The sequence below is a fragment of the Nonomuraea sediminis genome (assembly GCF_018531495.1).
In the GTDB taxonomy this organism is placed as follows: domain Bacteria; phylum Actinomycetota; class Actinomycetes; order Streptosporangiales; family Streptosporangiaceae; genus Nonomuraea; species Nonomuraea sediminis.
In genome coordinates this window covers 333182-349168 of the sequence record NZ_JAHDTI010000010.1, presented here as the reverse complement: position 1 = coordinate 349168, position 15987 = coordinate 333182, and the positions used below count along the sequence as shown (strand labels likewise).

16 protein-coding genes are annotated in these 15987 nt (G+C 70.6%); 9 read left to right on the top strand and 7 right to left on the bottom strand.

Translation table 11 applies throughout. The annotated features are described in order from the left end of the window. Positions 1 to 166: 166 nt before the first annotated feature. The 3 genes from lnt (at position 167) to KIK09_RS36290 (ending at position 3147) form a co-directional block, all read left to right on the top strand. Complete coding sequence (lnt, locus tag KIK09_RS36300; protein WP_308164512.1) at positions 167 to 1825, top strand: apolipoprotein N-acyltransferase; 1659 nt, start codon at positions 167 to 169, stop codon at positions 1823 to 1825. 2 nt (positions 1826 to 1827) lie between these two features. Then, a complete protein-coding gene (locus tag KIK09_RS36295) occupies positions 1828 to 2565 on the top strand; it encodes a polyprenol monophosphomannose synthase (RefSeq protein ID WP_214323970.1) in 738 nt (245 codons plus the stop codon). Positions 2566 to 2628: 63 nt separating this feature from the next. Next, positions 2629 to 3147: an FxsA family protein gene (locus KIK09_RS36290; RefSeq protein WP_214323969.1), complete on the top strand. Its 519-nt coding sequence runs from the start codon at positions 2629 to 2631 to the stop codon at positions 3145 to 3147. 24 nt (positions 3148 to 3171) lie between these two features. Here KIK09_RS36290 and KIK09_RS36285 read toward each other — a convergent pair whose 3' ends face one another. The 4 genes from KIK09_RS36285 to KIK09_RS36270 are packed head-to-tail and all read right to left on the bottom strand — an operon-like array spanning position 3172 to position 7129. After that, the gene (locus KIK09_RS36285; RefSeq protein WP_214323968.1) at positions 3172 to 3963 is read right to left on the bottom strand and encodes an ABC transporter permease; all 792 of its coding nucleotides are present in this window, start codon (positions 3961 to 3963) and stop codon (positions 3172 to 3174) included. After that, entirely contained in the window at positions 3960 to 4829 is an 870-nt protein-coding gene (locus KIK09_RS36280) for an ABC transporter permease (protein ID WP_214323967.1), read from the bottom strand. The genes KIK09_RS36285 and KIK09_RS36280 overlap by 4 nt, the downstream gene beginning before the upstream one ends. A gap of 9 nt (positions 4830 to 4838) precedes the next feature. Beyond that, the gene (locus tag KIK09_RS36275; protein ID WP_214323966.1) at positions 4839 to 6047 is read right to left on the bottom strand and encodes an ABC transporter substrate-binding protein; all 1209 of its coding nucleotides are present in this window, start codon (positions 6045 to 6047) and stop codon (positions 4839 to 4841) included. 20 nt (positions 6048 to 6067) lie between these two features. Then, a complete protein-coding gene (locus KIK09_RS36270; protein WP_250574287.1) occupies positions 6068 to 7129 on the bottom strand; it encodes an ABC transporter ATP-binding protein in 1062 nt (353 codons plus the stop codon). Between the two features lie 110 nt (positions 7130 to 7239). On the opposite strand from KIK09_RS36270, the gene KIK09_RS36265 reads away from it, so the two are divergent. Further along, a complete protein-coding gene (locus tag KIK09_RS36265; protein ID WP_214323964.1) occupies positions 7240 to 7959 on the top strand; it encodes a FadR/GntR family transcriptional regulator in 720 nt (239 codons plus the stop codon). 4 nt (positions 7960 to 7963) lie between these two features. After that, positions 7964 to 8692: a cache domain-containing protein gene (locus KIK09_RS36260; protein WP_214323963.1), complete on the top strand. Its 729-nt coding sequence runs from the start codon at positions 7964 to 7966 to the stop codon at positions 8690 to 8692. A gap of 3 nt (positions 8693 to 8695) precedes the next feature. Here KIK09_RS36260 and KIK09_RS36255 read toward each other — a convergent pair whose 3' ends face one another. After that, positions 8696 to 9397, bottom strand: a complete 702-nt coding sequence (locus KIK09_RS36255; RefSeq protein WP_214323962.1) for a helix-turn-helix domain-containing protein — start codon at positions 9395 to 9397, stop codon at positions 8696 to 8698. A 187-nt stretch (positions 9398 to 9584) separates the two neighbouring features. Between KIK09_RS36255 and KIK09_RS36250 the strand changes: the two genes are divergently transcribed. From KIK09_RS36250 to KIK09_RS36235, 4 genes are all read left to right on the top strand, one after another. Continuing rightward, the gene (locus KIK09_RS36250) at positions 9585 to 10016 is read left to right on the top strand and encodes a hypothetical protein (protein ID WP_214323961.1); all 432 of its coding nucleotides are present in this window, start codon (positions 9585 to 9587) and stop codon (positions 10014 to 10016) included. A 171-nt stretch (positions 10017 to 10187) separates the two neighbouring features. Continuing rightward, positions 10188 to 11390 carry a helix-turn-helix domain-containing protein gene (locus KIK09_RS36245; protein ID WP_214323960.1) on the top strand — a complete coding sequence of 401 codons (1203 nt, stop codon included), beginning with the start codon at positions 10188 to 10190 and terminating at the stop codon, positions 11388 to 11390. 72 nt (positions 11391 to 11462) lie between these two features. Continuing rightward, positions 11463 to 12383, top strand: a complete 921-nt coding sequence (locus KIK09_RS36240; protein WP_214323959.1) for a DUF5996 family protein — start codon at positions 11463 to 11465, stop codon at positions 12381 to 12383. A gap of 85 nt (positions 12384 to 12468) precedes the next feature. Continuing rightward, positions 12469 to 14046 carry a Na+/H+ antiporter gene (locus KIK09_RS36235; protein WP_214323958.1) on the top strand — a complete coding sequence of 526 codons (1578 nt, stop codon included), beginning with the start codon at positions 12469 to 12471 and terminating at the stop codon, positions 14044 to 14046. A 9-nt stretch (positions 14047 to 14055) separates the two neighbouring features. Here KIK09_RS36235 and KIK09_RS60230 read toward each other — a convergent pair whose 3' ends face one another. Both KIK09_RS60230 and KIK09_RS58245 read right to left on the bottom strand, forming a co-directional pair. Then, positions 14056 to 15426 (bottom strand): sensor histidine kinase, encoded by a 1371-nt coding sequence (locus KIK09_RS60230; protein WP_214323957.1) that lies wholly within the window; start codon positions 15424 to 15426, stop codon positions 14056 to 14058. A 181-nt stretch (positions 15427 to 15607) separates the two neighbouring features. Next, the gene (locus KIK09_RS58245) at positions 15608 to 15889 is read right to left on the bottom strand and encodes a glycosyl hydrolase-related protein (RefSeq protein WP_214323956.1); all 282 of its coding nucleotides are present in this window, start codon (positions 15887 to 15889) and stop codon (positions 15608 to 15610) included. Between the last annotated feature and the right edge of the window lie 98 nt (positions 15890 to 15987).

Below are 15987 nucleotides of genomic sequence, written 5' to 3'. Positions count from 1 at the left end.
TCCGGGCCCTCTTCCCGCTCCCGTGGGAGGACCACCAACAAGCGCCGGGTGGTCGCGCGGCTACCGTCAGCCGCGAGGCCACCCTGCCGGTGTCGCGATCTTTGCCTGCGGGCGGTCGTCGCCTGTCCGGACTGGGGCCGCGGGGCGGTAGCGTTGCCGTGAGACGGTGCGCGACTCGCGAGGAGACCCCGGCGTGGTGCAGGACAAGACGGGCCTATCGCCCACCCCCGACCCACTCGCCACAAGCACGCCCTCGGACTCCGCCACCGCTGCCGAGAACGGCGCATCTCCCGGCCAGGGGCGGTGGGTGCTCGCGCTGCGGGTGCTGGCCGCCGCCGTCGGCGGGGTGGTGCTCTACCTGGCCTTCCCGCCGCTCGGGTGGTGGGTGTGCGCGCCGCTGGGGATCACGCTGATCGCGGGCTCGCTGTACGGCACGCGCCCGCGCAGGGCCGCCTGGCTGGGATACGTGGCCGCCGTGGTGTTCCTGACGCCGACGCTGGCCTGGGTGCGCTCCATCGGCGACGACGTGTGGGTCATGCTGGTCGGCGTCGAGAGCCTGTTCTACGCCGCGATGGCGGCGCTGGCGGCGCTGGTGTTCAGGCTGCGGTGGTGGCCGCTGTGGTTCGCCTGCCTGTGGGTGGCGATGGAGTGGGCGCGCAGCCTGGTCCCCATCGGCGGCTTCCCGTGGGCGCGGCTGGCCTTCAGCCAGGGCCAGTCGCTGTTCACCGAGTACGCCGCGCTGGGCGGGGCGCCGCTGGTCTCCTTCGCGGTCGTGCTGTGCGGTGCCCTGCTGGCCTGCGCGGTGCTCCAGCGGGAGGCGGGGCTCGCCAGGAAGGCGGTGCCGGTCGCCGTGGCGCTGGCCGTACCCGTTCTCACCGTGGCCATCCCCAGGCCCGGCGGCGAGAGCAGGACGGTCAACGTGGGCATCGTCCAGGGGAACGTGCCGGGCAAGGGCATGTACGCCTTTGGCGACGAACCCGCCGTCGTGCTGAAGAACCACGCCAAGGAGACCGAACGGCTGGCGCAAGCCGTACAGGATGGCAAGTTCATCGCACCCGACCTGGTCGTGCTGCCGGAGAACTCCACCGACATCGACCCCTACCGGGACGAGTTCGCGCGCGCCACGATCGACCAGTCGGTCAAGCAGGTCGGCGTGCCCACGCTGGTCGGCGCCGTGGTGGCGATCGGCGACGCCAACCGCGCCACCCGCAGCCTGGTGTGGGACCCGAAGACCGGGCCCGGCGCGTACTACGACAAGCAGAACCTCGTGCCTTTCGGGGAGTACACCCCGTTCAAGGACCTCGTGCTCAAGTTCTGGGAGCGGGCCAACCTGGTCGGCCGGCAGTCGGTGCCGGGCGACAAGCCGGGCAACCTGCGCATGGGGCCGGTCACGATCGGCGCGGTGAACTGCTACGAGGTGGCCTACGACGCGACCGTGCGCGAGACGGTGAAGGCCGGGGGCACGCCGCTGGTGGTGCAGACCAACAACGCCAGCTACGCGCTGTCGAACCTGCCGCCGCAGCAGCTGGCCATGTCGCAGCTGCGCGCCGTCGAGCACAACCGCGCCGTGGTGACCGCCGCCACGACCGGCATCTCGGCCTACGTGACGCCGGAGGGCAAGGTCGCCTGGCAGACGCGCGAGCGGGTCGCCGACATGAACGTGGTCAAGGTTCCCGTGCGCACGCAGACGACGATCGCCACCAGGCTGGGCCCGTGGCCGGAGTGGGCGCTGGCGCTGCTGGGTGTGGTGGCCGCCGGTTACGCCTGGCGGCGCGGTCGGCGCCCTGCCGGCGGGGTGGGGGACGACCGGATGAGGACTGACTGAGCATGGAGACGACCGGCCGGGTACTCGTGGTGGTTCCGACCTACAACGAGCGCGACAACCTGCCGTTGATCGCCGAACGGATCCGCGCCGCCGTGCCCGAGGCGCACCTGCTGGTCGCCGACGACAACAGCCCCGACGGCACGGGGGCGGTCGCCGACGAGCTGGCCGCCGCCGACGACCACATCCACGTGCTGCACCGGCCCGGCAAGCAGGGGCTGGGCGCCGCCTACATCGCCGGGTTCCGGTGGGGGCTGGCCGAGGGCTACGACGTGCTGGTCGAGATGGACGCCGACGGCTCGCACCAGCCCGAGGAGCTGCCCAAGCTGCTCGAGGCGGTCGCCGACGGCGCCGACCTGGCCATCGGCTCGCGCTGGGTGCCGGGCGGCAAGGTGGTCGACTGGCCGGCCAGGCGCGAGTTCCTGTCCCGCGGCGCCAACGTCTACGTGCGGCTCATGCTCGGGCTGCCCGTGCGCGACGCCACCGCCGGTTTCCGCGCCTACCGGGCGGCCACGCTGGAGAAGATCGGGCTGTCGGACGTGGATTCGCAGGGCTACTGCTTCCAGGTCGACCTGACCCTGCGCACGGCGCGCGACGGGCTGCGCGTGACCGAGGTACCGATCACCTTCGTCGAGCGGACCATCGGCTCCAGCAAGATGAGCGGGCGGGTGGTGTCCGAGGCGCTGTGGCGGGTCACCCTGTGGGGGCTCACAGGTTTGCCGCGACGACTACGGCGGCATTAGGAACGCATCGGGCTCCGCGGGCGTTGACCCATGCGTAGACATGCTTGTGGGAGATGAGAAACGATGCGGGTGCTGCTCTTCCTGGCCTTCCTCGTCGTGCCTGTGCTGGAGATCTGGGTCCTGATCCAGGTCGGCTCGGTCATCGGCGGCTGGACCACAGTGGCGTTGCTGATCGCCGACAGCCTGCTCGGGGCGTGGCTGGTGCGGCGTGAGGGCCGCCGGGCTTGGCGGGCGCTGCAGGAGGCGCTGCAGTCCGGGCGGATGCCCGACAGGGAACTGGCCGACGGCGGCCTGATCCTGGTCGGCGGCGCGCTCCTGCTGACTCCCGGTTTCCTCACCGACATCGCCGGCTTCGCCTGCGTCCTGCCGTTCACCCGGCCGCTCATGCGCCGCCTGGGCGCCTGGTTCTTCGACCGGCGCGTCAGGCGCCTGGCCGCGTCCTCGCCCTACGCCGGCATGTTCGCCGACCCCTTCCAGGGCCGCGCGGAGCCGGACGGCCAGGTCGTGCACGGCGAGGTGATCCGCGACGACCAGGACACGCCCATCACGGGCCAGGTCATCCCTCGCGACCCCAACCGCTGACCTCCTGTACGGCGGGCGCGTCGCTCAGCGCGGTTCGCCCGACAGTCGCTGGGCCAGGTAGATCGGGACCACGGACAGCAGGATCAGCGCCGCCGCGACCACGTTGACCACGGGTGCCTGGTTGGGGCGGAACAGGTTCTCGAAGATCCAGATGGGCAGGGTCCTGACCCCCGCGCCCGCGGTGAACGTCGTCACGATGATCTCGTCGAAGGACAGCGCGAACGCCAGCAGGCCACCGGCGAGCAGCGCCGAGCGCATCATCGGGAACGTCACGTGCCGGAACGTGGTGAACGTGTCCGCCCCCAGGTCGGCCGAGGCCTCCTCCACGTTCGTCCCCATCCGCCGCAGCCGGGCCAGCACGTTGTTGTAGACCGTCACCACGCAGAACGTGGCGTGGCCCACGATCACGGTGAACAGGCCGAGCGGCAGGCCCAGCACGGAGTGGAAGGTGTTGCTGAGCGCGATGCCGGTGACGATGCCCGGCAGCGCGATCGGCAGCACGATCAGCAGGGAGACCTGGTCCCTGCCGAAGAACCGGTAACGCTGCACGGCGAAGGCCGCCATCGTCCCGAGCAGCAGCGCGATGGTGGTCGCGCCGAGCCCGGCCTGCACCGAGACCCACAGCGCGTCACGCACCCCAGAGGAGCTCCACGCCGCGCTCCACCAGCGGAAGGTGAAGCTCGGCGGCGGCCAGCCGAAGGTCCTGTCGGAGTTGAACGAGTTGAGCACGACGACGGCCAGGGGCAGGTAGATGACGCCGAGGCCGCCCGCCAGCGCCGCCCACAGCATGGCGCGAGCCGTACGAGAGAAGTTCACAGGTTCTCCAGAGCTCCCGTACGGCGGACCGCCGCCAGGTAGACCAGCATGATCACGACCGGTACGGTCGCGACGGCGGCGGCGAAGGGCAGGTTGTTGGCGGCGCCGATGTTGTCGTAGACGACGTTGCCGATGAGCTGGGACTTGCCCCCGACGATCTTCACGGTGATGTAGTCGCCGAGCGACAGCGAGAACGTGAAGATCGACCCGGCCACGACGGCGGGGAAGCTGAGCGGCCAGACGACCGTACGGAACGTCCGCCAGCCCCGCGCGCCGAGGTCGCCGGCCGCGTCGAGCAGCGAGTTCGGCAGCCGCTCGAGGCCCGCGTAGATCGGCAGGATCATGTACGGCAGCCACAGGTAGGACAGCGTGGCGATGGTGGCGGTCAGGCCGTATCCCCAGCCCAGGATGCCGTCCGACGACAGCATCACCCGCCAGGCGTACGCCTTGACCAGGTAGGAGGCCCACAGCGGGGTGAGCACCATGATGACCAGCCAGCGCTGGGCCCTGGGCGAGGCGAGCTTGGCCATCGCGAACGCCATCGGGAAGGCGACGACCAGGTCGATGAGGGTCACCGCGACCGCCACGCCGAGCGAGCGCAGCGTGATCGTCCGGTAGATCTCGCTGCTGACCAGGTCCTGGAAGTTGGCCCAGGTGAAGGTCCTGACGAGGTCACCGGTGAAGGTGTCGGTCGTCCAGAACGCGGTCACGAAGAGCGCCGCGAGCGCTCCCAGGTAGGCCAGCCCCAGCCAGGCGAGCGGCGCGGACAGCAGCAGCGAGAGCCGCACGCCCGCGCGCCGGTGCAGGAGCGCCGCCAGGCGGTGCCGAGGCCCCGTCCTGACGGCGGCAACCGAAGTCGTGGTCATCGGCCCGGATCAGCCCTTGATCTCGGTCCAGGCGCGCGTCCATGCCGAATAGTCCGTGCACTTGACGTCCGTGCGGCCGTCGAGGCACTGGGCGATCGGCGTGGTCCAGAAGTGGACCTTGGAGAAGTAGCTCTCGTCCGTGGCGTGGAAGGTGTCGCAGAACGTCTTGTCCGCGGTCTGCGCGCACGCCTTGGCGTTGGCGGGAGCCTCGCCGAACCACTCGGCCACCTGGGCGTTCGCCGACGGGGAGACGATCCAGTCGAGCCACTTGTACGCGCAGTTCGGGTGCTGTGCCTTGGCCGCCACCATCCAGGTGTCCGACCAGCCGGTCGCGCCCTCCTTCGGCAGGGTCACCTCGACCGGGGCCTTCTCCGACTTGGCCAGGTTGGCGATGACCTGCCAGGTGGTGCCGAGGAGCGTGTCGCCGCTCTTGAAGGACTGGATCTCCTTGGTGTAGTCGGACCAGTACTCACCGACCAGCTGCTTCTGCTGCTTCAGCAGGTCGACGGCCGCCTGGAACTGCTTGTCGTCCAGCGCGTACGGGTTCTTGATGCCGAGCTCGGGCTTGGCCGACATCAGGTACAGGGCCGCGTCCGCGATGTAGATCGGCGAGTCGTAGGCGGTCACCTTCCCCTTGTACGGCGAGGCAGGGTCGAAGACCGCGCCCCACGAGTCGGGGGCCTGGGTCACCTTGTCGGTCCGCCACATCAGCAGGTTCGCGCCCCGGCCGTGCGGCACGCCGTAGGCGACGCCGTTGACGGAGTTCCACGGCTTGAGCTTGAGGCCGTCGAACACGTCCTTGTAGTTAGGGACGAGGTCGGTGTTGACCGGCGCGACCGTGCCGGAGGCGATCAGGCGCAGGGAGGCGTCGCCGGAGGCCGACACGGCGTCGTACTCGCCGGTCTTCATCAGGTTGACCATCTCGTCCGAGGTGCCGGCGGTCTTGGTGTTGACCTTGCAGCCGGTCGCCTTCTCGAAGGGGTGCACCCAGTCGACCTTGGGGTCGTTGGAGCCGTCCTCGGCGTAACCGGCCCAGGCGACCAGGTTGACCTGGCCCTCGCCGGCGCCGAGCGACTTCGGCGCCTCCAGCTTGGGCGGGGTGAAACCGCTCTGGCCGGGTGCCTTGGCCGTGCCGCTCGTGGTGCCGCCTCCGCAGGCGGTGGCGAACGCCAGCGCCGCCGTGGCGACCAGGGCGCGCTTGACGAGTGTGGACCGCATGCTGTCTCTCTTTCTCAGGTTCATGCTGTTTCGATCGCGAACTCGTGGCGGCGGTGCCAGACCAGCCGCACCCGGTTGCCGCGCATGGCCATCACGTCCATGGAGGAGACCTCCAGGTTCTGCTGGAGGGCGATGAGGCGGCCGCCCGCGTCGAGGTCGACGACGAACCGGGTCGCGGGGCCCGCGTACACGACCTCGGAGACGGTGCCCGCGGCGCTGTGCTCGTCGGGCGTGAGGTCGGCTCCCTGGCCGCCGTCGGCGGCGACCACCCTGAGCTTCTCCGGCCGGACGCTGAACGTGCCCTGCTTGCCGAGCACGACCTGCGCGGCCGGGCCCGAGATGAGGTTGGAGGTGCCGACGAAGGCGGCCACGAACGCCGTCGCGGGCCGTTCGTAGATCTCGGCGGGGGTGCCGACCTGCTCGATCCTGCCCTCGTTGAACACCGCGACCCGGTCGCTCATGGTGAGCGCCTCCTCCTGGTCGTGGGTGACGAACAGGAACGTGATGCCGACCTCGCGCTGGATCGCCTTCAGCTCGACCTGCATCTCCTCGCGCAGCTTGAGGTCGAGCGCGCCGAGCGGCTCGTCGAGCAGCAGCACTCGCGGCCGGTTGACCAGGGCGCGGGCGAGCGCGACCCGCTGGCGCTGTCCGCCGGACAGCTGGGCGGGGCGGCGCCCGCCGAAGCCCTCCAGGCGGACGGACTTCAACGCCTCCATCGCCCGCTCGCGCCGCTCGTGCTTGGCCACCCGCTTCACCCGCAGGCCGTACTCGACGTTCTCCTGCACGGACATGTGCGGGAACAGGGCGTAGTCCTGGAAGACCGTGTTGACGTCCCGCTCGAACGGCGCGAGCCGGGTGACGTCCCGCCCGCCGAGCTCGACGGCGCCGTCGCTGGGTGACTCGAAACCCGCGATCATCCGCAGCACGGTGGTCTTGCCGGAGCCGGACGGCCCGAGCATCGCGAAGAACTCGCCGTCAGCGATGTCGAGGTCCACCCCCGTCACCGCGTGCACGTTGCCGAAGCTCTTCCGCAACCCGCGCAGGCGGACGGCGAGGTCGGTGGTCAGTCCTTGGTCTGGCATGGCGGAAAACATATGAGGTTAAATGTTTTATGTAAAGACTCGATCCGGTATCACTGTGTAGACGGTTACCAACGAGCAGGGGGCAGCATGATCGCGCCGGAGGAGTGGCCGTGAACGTCGCGCGCCTCGCGGTCTTCGCGCCGGTCGACAGCACCGCCAGGGTGGACGTGGTGGTGCGCCGGCTGGCCGACGCCATCGAACTCGGCGTCCTGTCCGACGGCGAGCAGCTCCCCAGCGAGAGCGAACTCGCGGGGTTGTTCGGCGTCTCGACCGTGACGTTGCGCGAGGCGCTCATGGCCCTGCGCCAGCAGGGGCTCGTCGAGACCAGGCGGGGCCGCGCCGGAGGCAGCTTCGTGCGGGTTCCCGCCGAGCTCGACGTCACCGCGCGACTGCGCTCCTTCGCCGTCGACGAGCTGCGCGACCTGGGTGACCACTACGCGGCGATAGCCGGGGCGGCGGCACGGCTCGCCGCCCAGCGGTCGCTGCCCTCCGACCTCGCGCCGCTGTGGCGCTCGCTCGAGGAGATGGCGGCGGCGGAGCCGAGCGCGCGGCTGCGGCGGCTGGACGGGCGCTTCCACATCGAGGTCGCGGCGGCCTCGCAGTCGGCCCGGCTCACCCAGGAGGAGATCCGGTTACAGGCTGACATCGGACCCTTGCTGTGGCTTTCGCACGACGACCTCGGCGGGCAGTATGGGATAGCCGCGCAGCACCGCGCCATCGCCGAGGCGATCGAGCAGGGCGACGGCGACCTGGCCAGAGCCCTCGCCGAGCGGCACGTGCTCGACGCCACAGACCACCTCATAGAGCTCCGGCTGGGGCTCCAGGAGTAAGGCGATGATCACCAGATTGGACACGCAGCCGCCCGCCGCCGGACAGGATCTCGTCGGCGAGGCGGTCACCCGGGTGCGCGACACCGCGGAGGAGGTCTTCGCCGCGCTCCGCGAGGTCCGCGAGGCCACCCTGGCCCAGGCGCGCGCCGTCCGGCAGGGCGGGCGCGACCTGCGCAGGGCCGACCTGGCCGCGCTGCGCCCGCTGCTGACCAGCCGCTTCGGCGCGCTCATCGTCGGGATCGGCTTCATCGCCGCCCCCGGCCTGCTGACCGACGCCCCCTGGTATCTGGAGTGGTGGCAGGAGAACCCGTCGGGGGCGCCGGTGCAGCTCCTGCGCGACCTCGACCCGTCGAGCAGCGCGTTCTACGACTACACCCACTGGGAGTGGTACACCGGTCCCCAGTCGGGTGTGGAACGCACCATCTGCGGGCCGTACGTCGACTACCTGTGCACCGACGAGTACAGCCTCACCTTCTCCGTCCCGGTGACGCTCGACGGGGCCTTCATCGGGGTGGCCGCCGCCGACGTGTTCGTGCGCCGGTTCGGCACCGCCGTGGTGCCCGTGCTGCGGGAACTCCCCGGGCAGGCCTTCCTGATCAACGGCCAGGGCCGGGTCGTCGCGTCCAACACCGCCCGCTACATCGCCGGGTCGGTGTACCGGGGGACGGAAGGCTTCGCCGTACGGCCGGTGGCCGACCTGTCGCTCTCCCTCGTGACAGCGACCGCAACCTGAGGCTCAGCCCGAGGGGGAGACCTTGGGCTGTTCGACGATGAGCGTGCTGGAGGCGAGCACCCCTTCACCGCTCAAGGCCAGGCCGTCGCCTTCCTTCCACACCTCGAAATGGTGGCTTCCGGCCGCGACCTCCGCCCACCGGTGATGCTGCCAGGATCCGCACGAGAACCTGACCGTCTCGCCGTGCGGCCGCAGCGCGATCCAGTACGAGATCGCGTTCCCCGGGCAGCCCAGGTTGGCCCAGATCTCGATGTTCCCCGAGGCTGCCTGGGACCAGGTGCGTGAGGTCAGGCCGGAGACCATCCGGGTGATCTTCCAGGAGAAGCCCGCGCCGGACTTCGGGGGAGCGGGGCTGGTGGTCGCGACCGAGACGGCGGGTGCGGCAGAGCCGTACAGCCGTAACGCCGCGGCCACCAGGACCGCGATCGCGACCGCCGCCACCGCGCCGATGACGACCCAGCGTCTCCTCCGGTGGCGTACCGGCCTGTCGGGAGGCTGGCCAGGGATCTTCCGCCACCGTTCCTCCCACGGGCCGGGATCGGCTCCGCAGGCCGTGACGTAGGCCCTGACGAAGTCCAGGGGAGGCAGCTCGTCCGGGTTCAGCCGCCTCGACACGGTGCTGGAGTGGTATCCCATGCGGCTGCCGACCTCCTGCAACGACATCGCGCCCCGCAGGCGCCGCAGGTCGTCGACGAATCCGGCCAACGGACCCGAGTGCCGATCGATCGGGCGATCTCTACGTCCACCGCGTGCCACCGCGTCCTCCGCCAGGCGTCGGGGATTGTTGCGGTCGTTGCAGCCATTAATGCGCAACGTCCGAGCCTGTTCAAGGCATGGCGGGCGCCGCGAACCTCGAGAGCGGAGCATCCGCATCCCAAGACGAGGAGGCACCATGAACCGAGTCGTCGGCACCTTGACCGCCCTGGGCGCAGCGGTCACCCTCGGCACCGTGACGGCGCCCGCCGGCGCCACCACCATCGCGCCCGCCCACACCGCCGTCGCGGAGCAGGCCTCGAGCGCTTCGGCCTGCCGGATGGTCGCCAACATCTGGCGGCGCAGCAACCACAGCTACCAGATCGGCGCGGGCGCGGTCGGCTGCGCGCGCGGCCTCTACGCGATCAAGTGCCGGCCCCTGCACCGTCATGGGTACCCGTTCCCTCGGTGGCACGAGCACGGGATCTACAGCAAGTCCCAGGACAACGCGATCCTGTTCCTGACACCGCACATCCGTGGGACCAACGGGGACCACTACAAGGCCAAGTGCTGGTTCTACCGTGACAACCGCCTGCTCGCGACCCGCACCACGTACACCATCGAGCTGTGAGGGGGCGCATTACCCAAAGGCGACCTTGTCGTGACGTGCGTGGGAATCGCGGCCCTGGATCGTCATCGCCGGTGCGGTTGCGATTCGGGGCTGCGGGGTAGCCACGAAAAGCGACAATATGGACAATAAGCACAGTATGGTCGATAGTCGCTCGGGCGAGGGGGGTCGCCAATGGTTGACATCGATGTTCCGGTTTGGGCCGCACGGCTGCAGGTTCTGCGGCGCGGGCGGATGTGGAGTCAGGAAGAGCTGGCCAGACGGCTGGCCGAGGTGGCCGACGAGACCGAGCGTGACCGGCTGCCCGCACAGGGGATGCGCGTCCGGATGATCCAGCTCTGGGAGTCCGGCGAGCAGCGCCCCGACGAGAGGTACACGGAACTGCTGTGCAAAGCCTTCGGCACGGACGAGAAGGAGCTGTTCGTCGGGGACGCCACCGGGACCACGCTGTGGCACTATCTGACCGGTATTCCCTTGCGGCCGGGCATGTTCTCGGCCGAGGAGGAGGAGCGCACGGGCCGGGCGATCGAGGAGCCCAAGCGGGCCGACGACGGCACGGTCGGCTATTTCAGGGCTATCGTCGACGCCTACAACCGGGCCGATCTGCGGCCCTCTGACCAGATCAACCACCTCCGGCCGATCTTCGCCGGGATCGAGGAGTTCCACCGCGACGCCAATCCGCCGGTCAGGCACGCGCTCCTGCTGCTCGCCGCGGAGAACGCGGAACTCATCAGCCGCATGCACCACGAGAACGGCGACCCGGGCGAGGCGCTGGCATGGTCGAATGAGGCCATCCGCGATGCTCGCGAAGCGGCCGACATGCTGCTCGAGGCCTACACGCTCGCTCAGCGCGCCGGGCTGGCCGACGCGGAGGCCAATCCCGATCACCTCGTCGACATGGCTGTGGCCGCCCGTGAACGCGGCCACCTCCCGCCGCGGATGGACGCGCTGGCACGGCATCACGAGGCGCAGGGCCATGCGCTCGCCGGGGACCTGGACACCTGCCTTCGCCGGCTGGAGGAGTCCGCCCAGTCCCTCGCGGAACCGGAAGACGACACGCCGTACCACTTCGACTGCTCAGTAGAGGCGCACAACGCCCTGTGCGTGGGCTGTCTCGTCGATCTCGGCCGCGCCCAGGGCGCCATCGAGATCCTGGAACTGCAGTCGTCGGAGGGACCGACGACGTACGCCGCCGCCTACGCGCTGGCCCGGATGGCGCATGCCTACGCCGAAGCCCACGAGCGCGAGCGGTGCGTCCAGGCCGCCCGCGAGGCCTTCGTCATGGCCAGGCGGACAGGGGCCTCGCGCGCCATCCACGAACTGGCCAGAGCCCACATCCCACCCCAGCCGACCAGGCACCGGCGCATCCTGCTGTAGCCGCCGGCGGCTGTATCGCCGCGGGCCCGCCAGGCGGCGGGCCCGGCGGTGACACCACAGAGGGAGCGGGACATGAGTGACAAGTGGCCGTCGCTCGACTACGAGCAATGGAGCGCGACGTGTGACACGCTGCACGGTCACACGCAGGTCCTCGGCAAGCTCGCCGTGGCGCTCGCGCCCCCCGAGCCGCAGCTGCAGCACGCCGCACTGCGGTTGACGGCGCGGGGCTGGGAGACGCTGCCGCTGCCCGCGCCCGACGGCTCAGGGGCGTTGGTCGTGGCGCTCGACCTTCGGACCCACGAGGCGCTGGTCGAGCACAGCGACGGCCGAAGCCGCCGCGCCTCGCTGACGCCCGACCGTCCGGTGGGCGAGGTGACCCGCGCGGTCCTGGGGATGGTCCGTGAGCTCGGGGGCAGCGCCGAGATCGACACGACGCCGCAGGAGGTCTGGTGGAGCGTGCCGTTGGACGAGGACGCGGAGCACGCCACCTACGATCCGGACGCGGTGGCCTCCTACTTCGCCGCGGCGACCCGCGCCGCGCTGGTCCTGGCCGCCTACCGCGCGCCGTACCGGGGGCGCTCGACCCCGGTCAACGCCTGGTGGGGTGCGTTCGACCTGGCGGTGAGCCTGTTCTCCGGCGTGCCCGCCGATCCGCCGTCACAGGACTTCATCATGCGCAACGCGATGGACGCCCAGGAGGTCGCGGTGGGCTGGTGGCCCGGAGATCCGAAGTACGGCAAGGCGGCGTTCTACGCCTACGCCTATCCGGCGGCCGAAGGGTTCGCCGATGCCGCACTCTCGCCGGTGGCCGGGCGCTGGCACAAGGAGCTGGGCGAGTACGTGCTCGACTGGGGTGACGTCGTGGCGAGCCGCGATCCGTACCGGACGGCGCTCGAATTCGCGCACTCGGCCTTTCAGCACGCGTGCACGGTGTGCGGATGGGATCCGGCGCTGCCCGCCAGCGCGCAGGGGAACCCCCCGCCAGTCACGTAAGCCCGCCTCGCCCGCCCGCTCAGGGCATGCCCAAGGGCAGGGGGAGGGTTCCCGCAGGTCAGCTCTGCGCGGAGGGGGAGACATCGTGCTCGGCCTCGAACTCGTGGTGATCTTGGGTGCGGCGGTGCTGGCCGGCAACGTCCTGGCGCGGCGGCTGCGGGTCGCCCCGCCGGTGTTGCTGCTGCTGACCGGTGTGCTGCTGGGGTTCGTGCCCGCGCTGTACGGGGTGCAGTTGCCGCCGGAGGTGGTGCTGCTGCTGTTCCTGCCGCCGTTGCTGTACTGGGGAAGCCTGACGACCAGCCTGCGGGAGATCCGTACCAACCTGCGTGGGGTGATCTTGACGGGCACCGTGCTCGTCATCGTCACCGCGGCGGCCGCGGCCGCGGCCGCCCGTGCCCTGGGCATGCCGTGGGGGCCCGCGTGGGTGCTCGGCGCCGTCGTCGCGCCGACCGACGCCACCGCGGTGGGCGCGCTCGCCCGGATCCTGCCGCGCCGCGACCTCACCCTGCTGCGCGCCGAAAGCCTCATCAACGACGGCACCGCCCTGGTCATCTACGGCCTGGCGGTCGGCGTCACCGTCGGCGAGGAGCAATTCAGCCTGGGGCGCGTCGGCTGGCTGTTCCTGCTCGCCTACGCCGGCGGCGCCGCCGCGGGCGCGGTGGTGGCCTGGCTCGGACTGTGGGTGCGCGGACGCCTGACCGATCCGGTGCTGGCCACGGTCGCCATGCTGCTGATCCCGTTCGTCGCGTTCCTGCTCGCCGAGGCCATCCACGCCTCCGGGGTGGTGGCCGTCGTGGTGTGCGGGCTGATCATGAGCCAGTCCGGGCCGCGCGTGAGCCGCGCCGAAGGGAGACTGCAGACGCAGGCGTTCTACACCGTCACCACCTTCCTGCTCAACGGCTCCCTGTTCGTCCTGATAGGGCTGGAGCTGCACCCGGCCTTGCGCGGCCTGACCAGCCTCGCTCTCACCCGGGCCTTGATCGACGTCGGCGTGGTCTTCGCGGTGCTGGTCGGCGTGCGCTTCGCCTTCCTGTTCGCCTCCGCGTCCGCGGCCCGGCTGCTCGATCGCCGCTCACAGCGGCGGCCGCTGCGCGAGAGCTACCGAGCGCGGGCGGTCAGCGCGGTGGCCGGCTTCCGGGGCGCGGTGTCACTGGCCGCCGCGATCGCGGTTCCCAACACGATCGCCTCCGGCGCCCCCTTCCCGTACCGCGACACCATCATCTTCGTGACCGCCGGCGTCGTCGTGATGACCCTCGTGCTGAAGGGGATCATGTTCCCGATCGTGGTGCGCTGGGCGCGCCTGCCGCACGACACCGAGGTGCGGGACGAACGGCGGCTGGCCGAGACGCTGGCCACGGAAGAGGCGCTCGACGCGCTGCCCGAGCTCGCCGCCGAGCTCGACACCGACCCGGCCGCGGCCGAGCGGCTGCGCCACGAGTACGAGACGCACCTGCTCATCGTGCGCGCCGACGGCACCGAGGTCGAGCCCGCGGTACAGCGCGACAGGGACTACACGGCGCTGCGCCTGGCGCTGCTGGCCCGCAAACGCGCCGTCATACTCAGGCTGCGCGACGAACATCGCATCGACGACACCGTGCTGCGCCAGCTGCAGGCCGCACTCGACATGGAGGAGATACGGCTGTCGCGACGGCACCCGGACTGAGGAACCGGCCTAGCGGGCCGTCTGCCTCTTGTCCCGCGCCTGGCTCTCCTCCTGGAGGGTGGAGCTGAGGGGGAGGCGCAGGACGAACCGCGCGCCCTGCGCGCTGTTCTCGATCCGCAGGGTGCCGCCGTGCGCCTCGGCGATCTGCCGGGCGATCGCCAGGCCCAGCCCGGTGCCCCCGGCGTACCTGTCCCGGGCGGTGTCCAGCCGGGCGAAGCGCTGGAAGACCGCTTCACGCCTGTCCGGATCGATGCCGGGCCCGTCGTCGGCCACCTCGAGCACCGCGACCCCGTTCGGGAAGCGATGAGCATCGGGCTTCGGGCTCGGCTCCTGCCGTACCCGGAAGGTGATCGTCGTGGCCGCGTGCCGTTCGGCGTTGTCGATCAGGTTGGTGAGCAGGCGCGCCAGCCGGAGCCTGTCGCCGATCACCATCACGCCGGGCTCGAGGGAGTACTCGAAGTCCTTGTGCGGCTGGGGGCGGCGCTCGCACACCGCGGTCACGAGTTCGGCCAGGTTGATCGGCTCGCGGTCGATCGGCTGTCCCGCCTCCAGCCGTTCGATGGTCAGCAGGTCGCCCACGATCGCCTCGAGCCGGTTCGCGCTGCGCAGCACGGCGGCGGCCAGCGCGGTCACGCTGGTGTCCTCGGGCGCGTGCATGGCGTCCTCGACCTCGGCGCGGATCGCGGCGATCGGGGTACGCAGCTCGTGCGAGGCGTCGGAGGTGAAATGGCGCTGCTGCCGCATCGCGGCCGCCAGGCGGGCCAGCGTCCCGTTGACGCTGTCGGCCAGGTCGTGGATCTCGTCCCGGGCCGACGGCAGGGGAACCCGCTGGTCGGCGCAGGTATCGGTGATCTTGTCGAGCTCCTCCCGGATCGCGGTCACCGGGCTGAGGCACTTGGTGACGATCCGGTGACCGAGGGCGGTGATGGCCATGGCCATGACCACCGCGGCGCCGATCACCGTGGCGGCCAGCCACGGTTTGACGTACGCGGGGACCGTGGGCGTGGAGGTGTAGACGATCCAGTCCTGTCCCGCCCGGTAGGCCGACTGCGCGACCACGATGCGGCAGTCGCCGGGAGGGAAGACCCCGCCGCACACGACGTGGGTGGCGATCTTCCTGTGGTCAGGGGTGAAACCGGCCATGGCCGGCTTGCCTCGCAACTGCGGCGTGGACGTGGTGACCGTACCGTTCGGACCGACGATCTGCACGTCGCGGTCCGCGTGCTCGACCAGCGGCATGCTCACCCGGTCATGCTCGACCTGATGGGCCACCCGGCCGGCGTCCGCGGTGATCTCGTCGATGAGATCCTCGGTCGCGGAACGATGAATCGCGATCATCACCGTGATGGCGAGCAGCGCGCACAGCAGGGCCGCTACCACCCCGGTGAAAAGCGTAATACGGGTGGTAATCGTCCAACGTCGCTGAGTCTCCATACCGCATGCCCCTCACCCAGTCGAGCACGCGGACCGTTGCGGGATGTTTACGAGGAGTTCGGGTGATGGCATTGGGGATCCCCAGACCTCGCCAAGTCCGCTGATCCGCCCGTGCCGCCCGGAGGGCTCAGCCGAGGGTGAGGATCAGGATCACGACCTCGAACGGCCGGAAGCTCACGGCGACGCAGCCGTCGGCGGCGATGGGGAGTTCTTCGAGGGCGTCCTCGACGGTGTTGCCCCGCCTGGCTTGAACGATGCGGTGCGCGCCCCTGATCCTCGCGTTCGCCTGTTCGCCGTCGCCCTCGAGGAGCCGGAGCACGAATTCGCCGGAGTCCTCGCTCTTCTCGACGGCGTCGAGGACCACGTTCGGAGCGTCGAGGACGGAGAAAGGAGATTCCTGGCTGGTCACGGACGGTAACGCTAGCCGACGAGCCGGCTCGGCAGGTCGCGAACGGAATCGGGTGATTCTCCGCCCAAATACTGCAGAGCGGCATCAAGGAGAGGGCG

Excerpts from the sequence above, each read along its gene's own strand:
- KIK09_RS36270 (WP_250574287.1), bottom strand. The coding sequence starts at position 7,129 with ATGCCAGACCAAGGACTGACCACCGACCTCGCCGTCCGCCTGCGCGGG.
- KIK09_RS36275 (WP_214323966.1), bottom strand. The coding sequence starts at position 6,047 with ATGCGGTCCACACTCGTCAAGCGCGCCCTGGTCGCCACGGCGGCGCTG.
- KIK09_RS36245 (WP_214323960.1), top strand. The coding sequence starts at position 10,188 with ATGGTTGACATCGATGTTCCGGTTTGGGCCGCACGGCTGCAGGTTCTG.
- KIK09_RS36295 (WP_214323970.1), top strand. The coding sequence starts at position 1,828 with ATGGAGACGACCGGCCGGGTACTCGTGGTGGTTCCGACCTACAACGAG.
- KIK09_RS36240 (WP_214323959.1), top strand. The coding sequence starts at position 11,463 with ATGAGTGACAAGTGGCCGTCGCTCGACTACGAGCAATGGAGCGCGACG.
- KIK09_RS36250 (WP_214323961.1), top strand. The coding sequence starts at position 9,585 with ATGAACCGAGTCGTCGGCACCTTGACCGCCCTGGGCGCAGCGGTCACC.
- KIK09_RS36290 (WP_214323969.1), top strand. The coding sequence starts at position 2,629 with ATGCGGGTGCTGCTCTTCCTGGCCTTCCTCGTCGTGCCTGTGCTGGAG.
- KIK09_RS36260 (WP_214323963.1), top strand. The coding sequence starts at position 7,964 with ATGATCACCAGATTGGACACGCAGCCGCCCGCCGCCGGACAGGATCTC.
- KIK09_RS36280 (WP_214323967.1), bottom strand. The coding sequence starts at position 4,829 with ATGACCACGACTTCGGTTGCCGCCGTCAGGACGGGGCCTCGGCACCGC.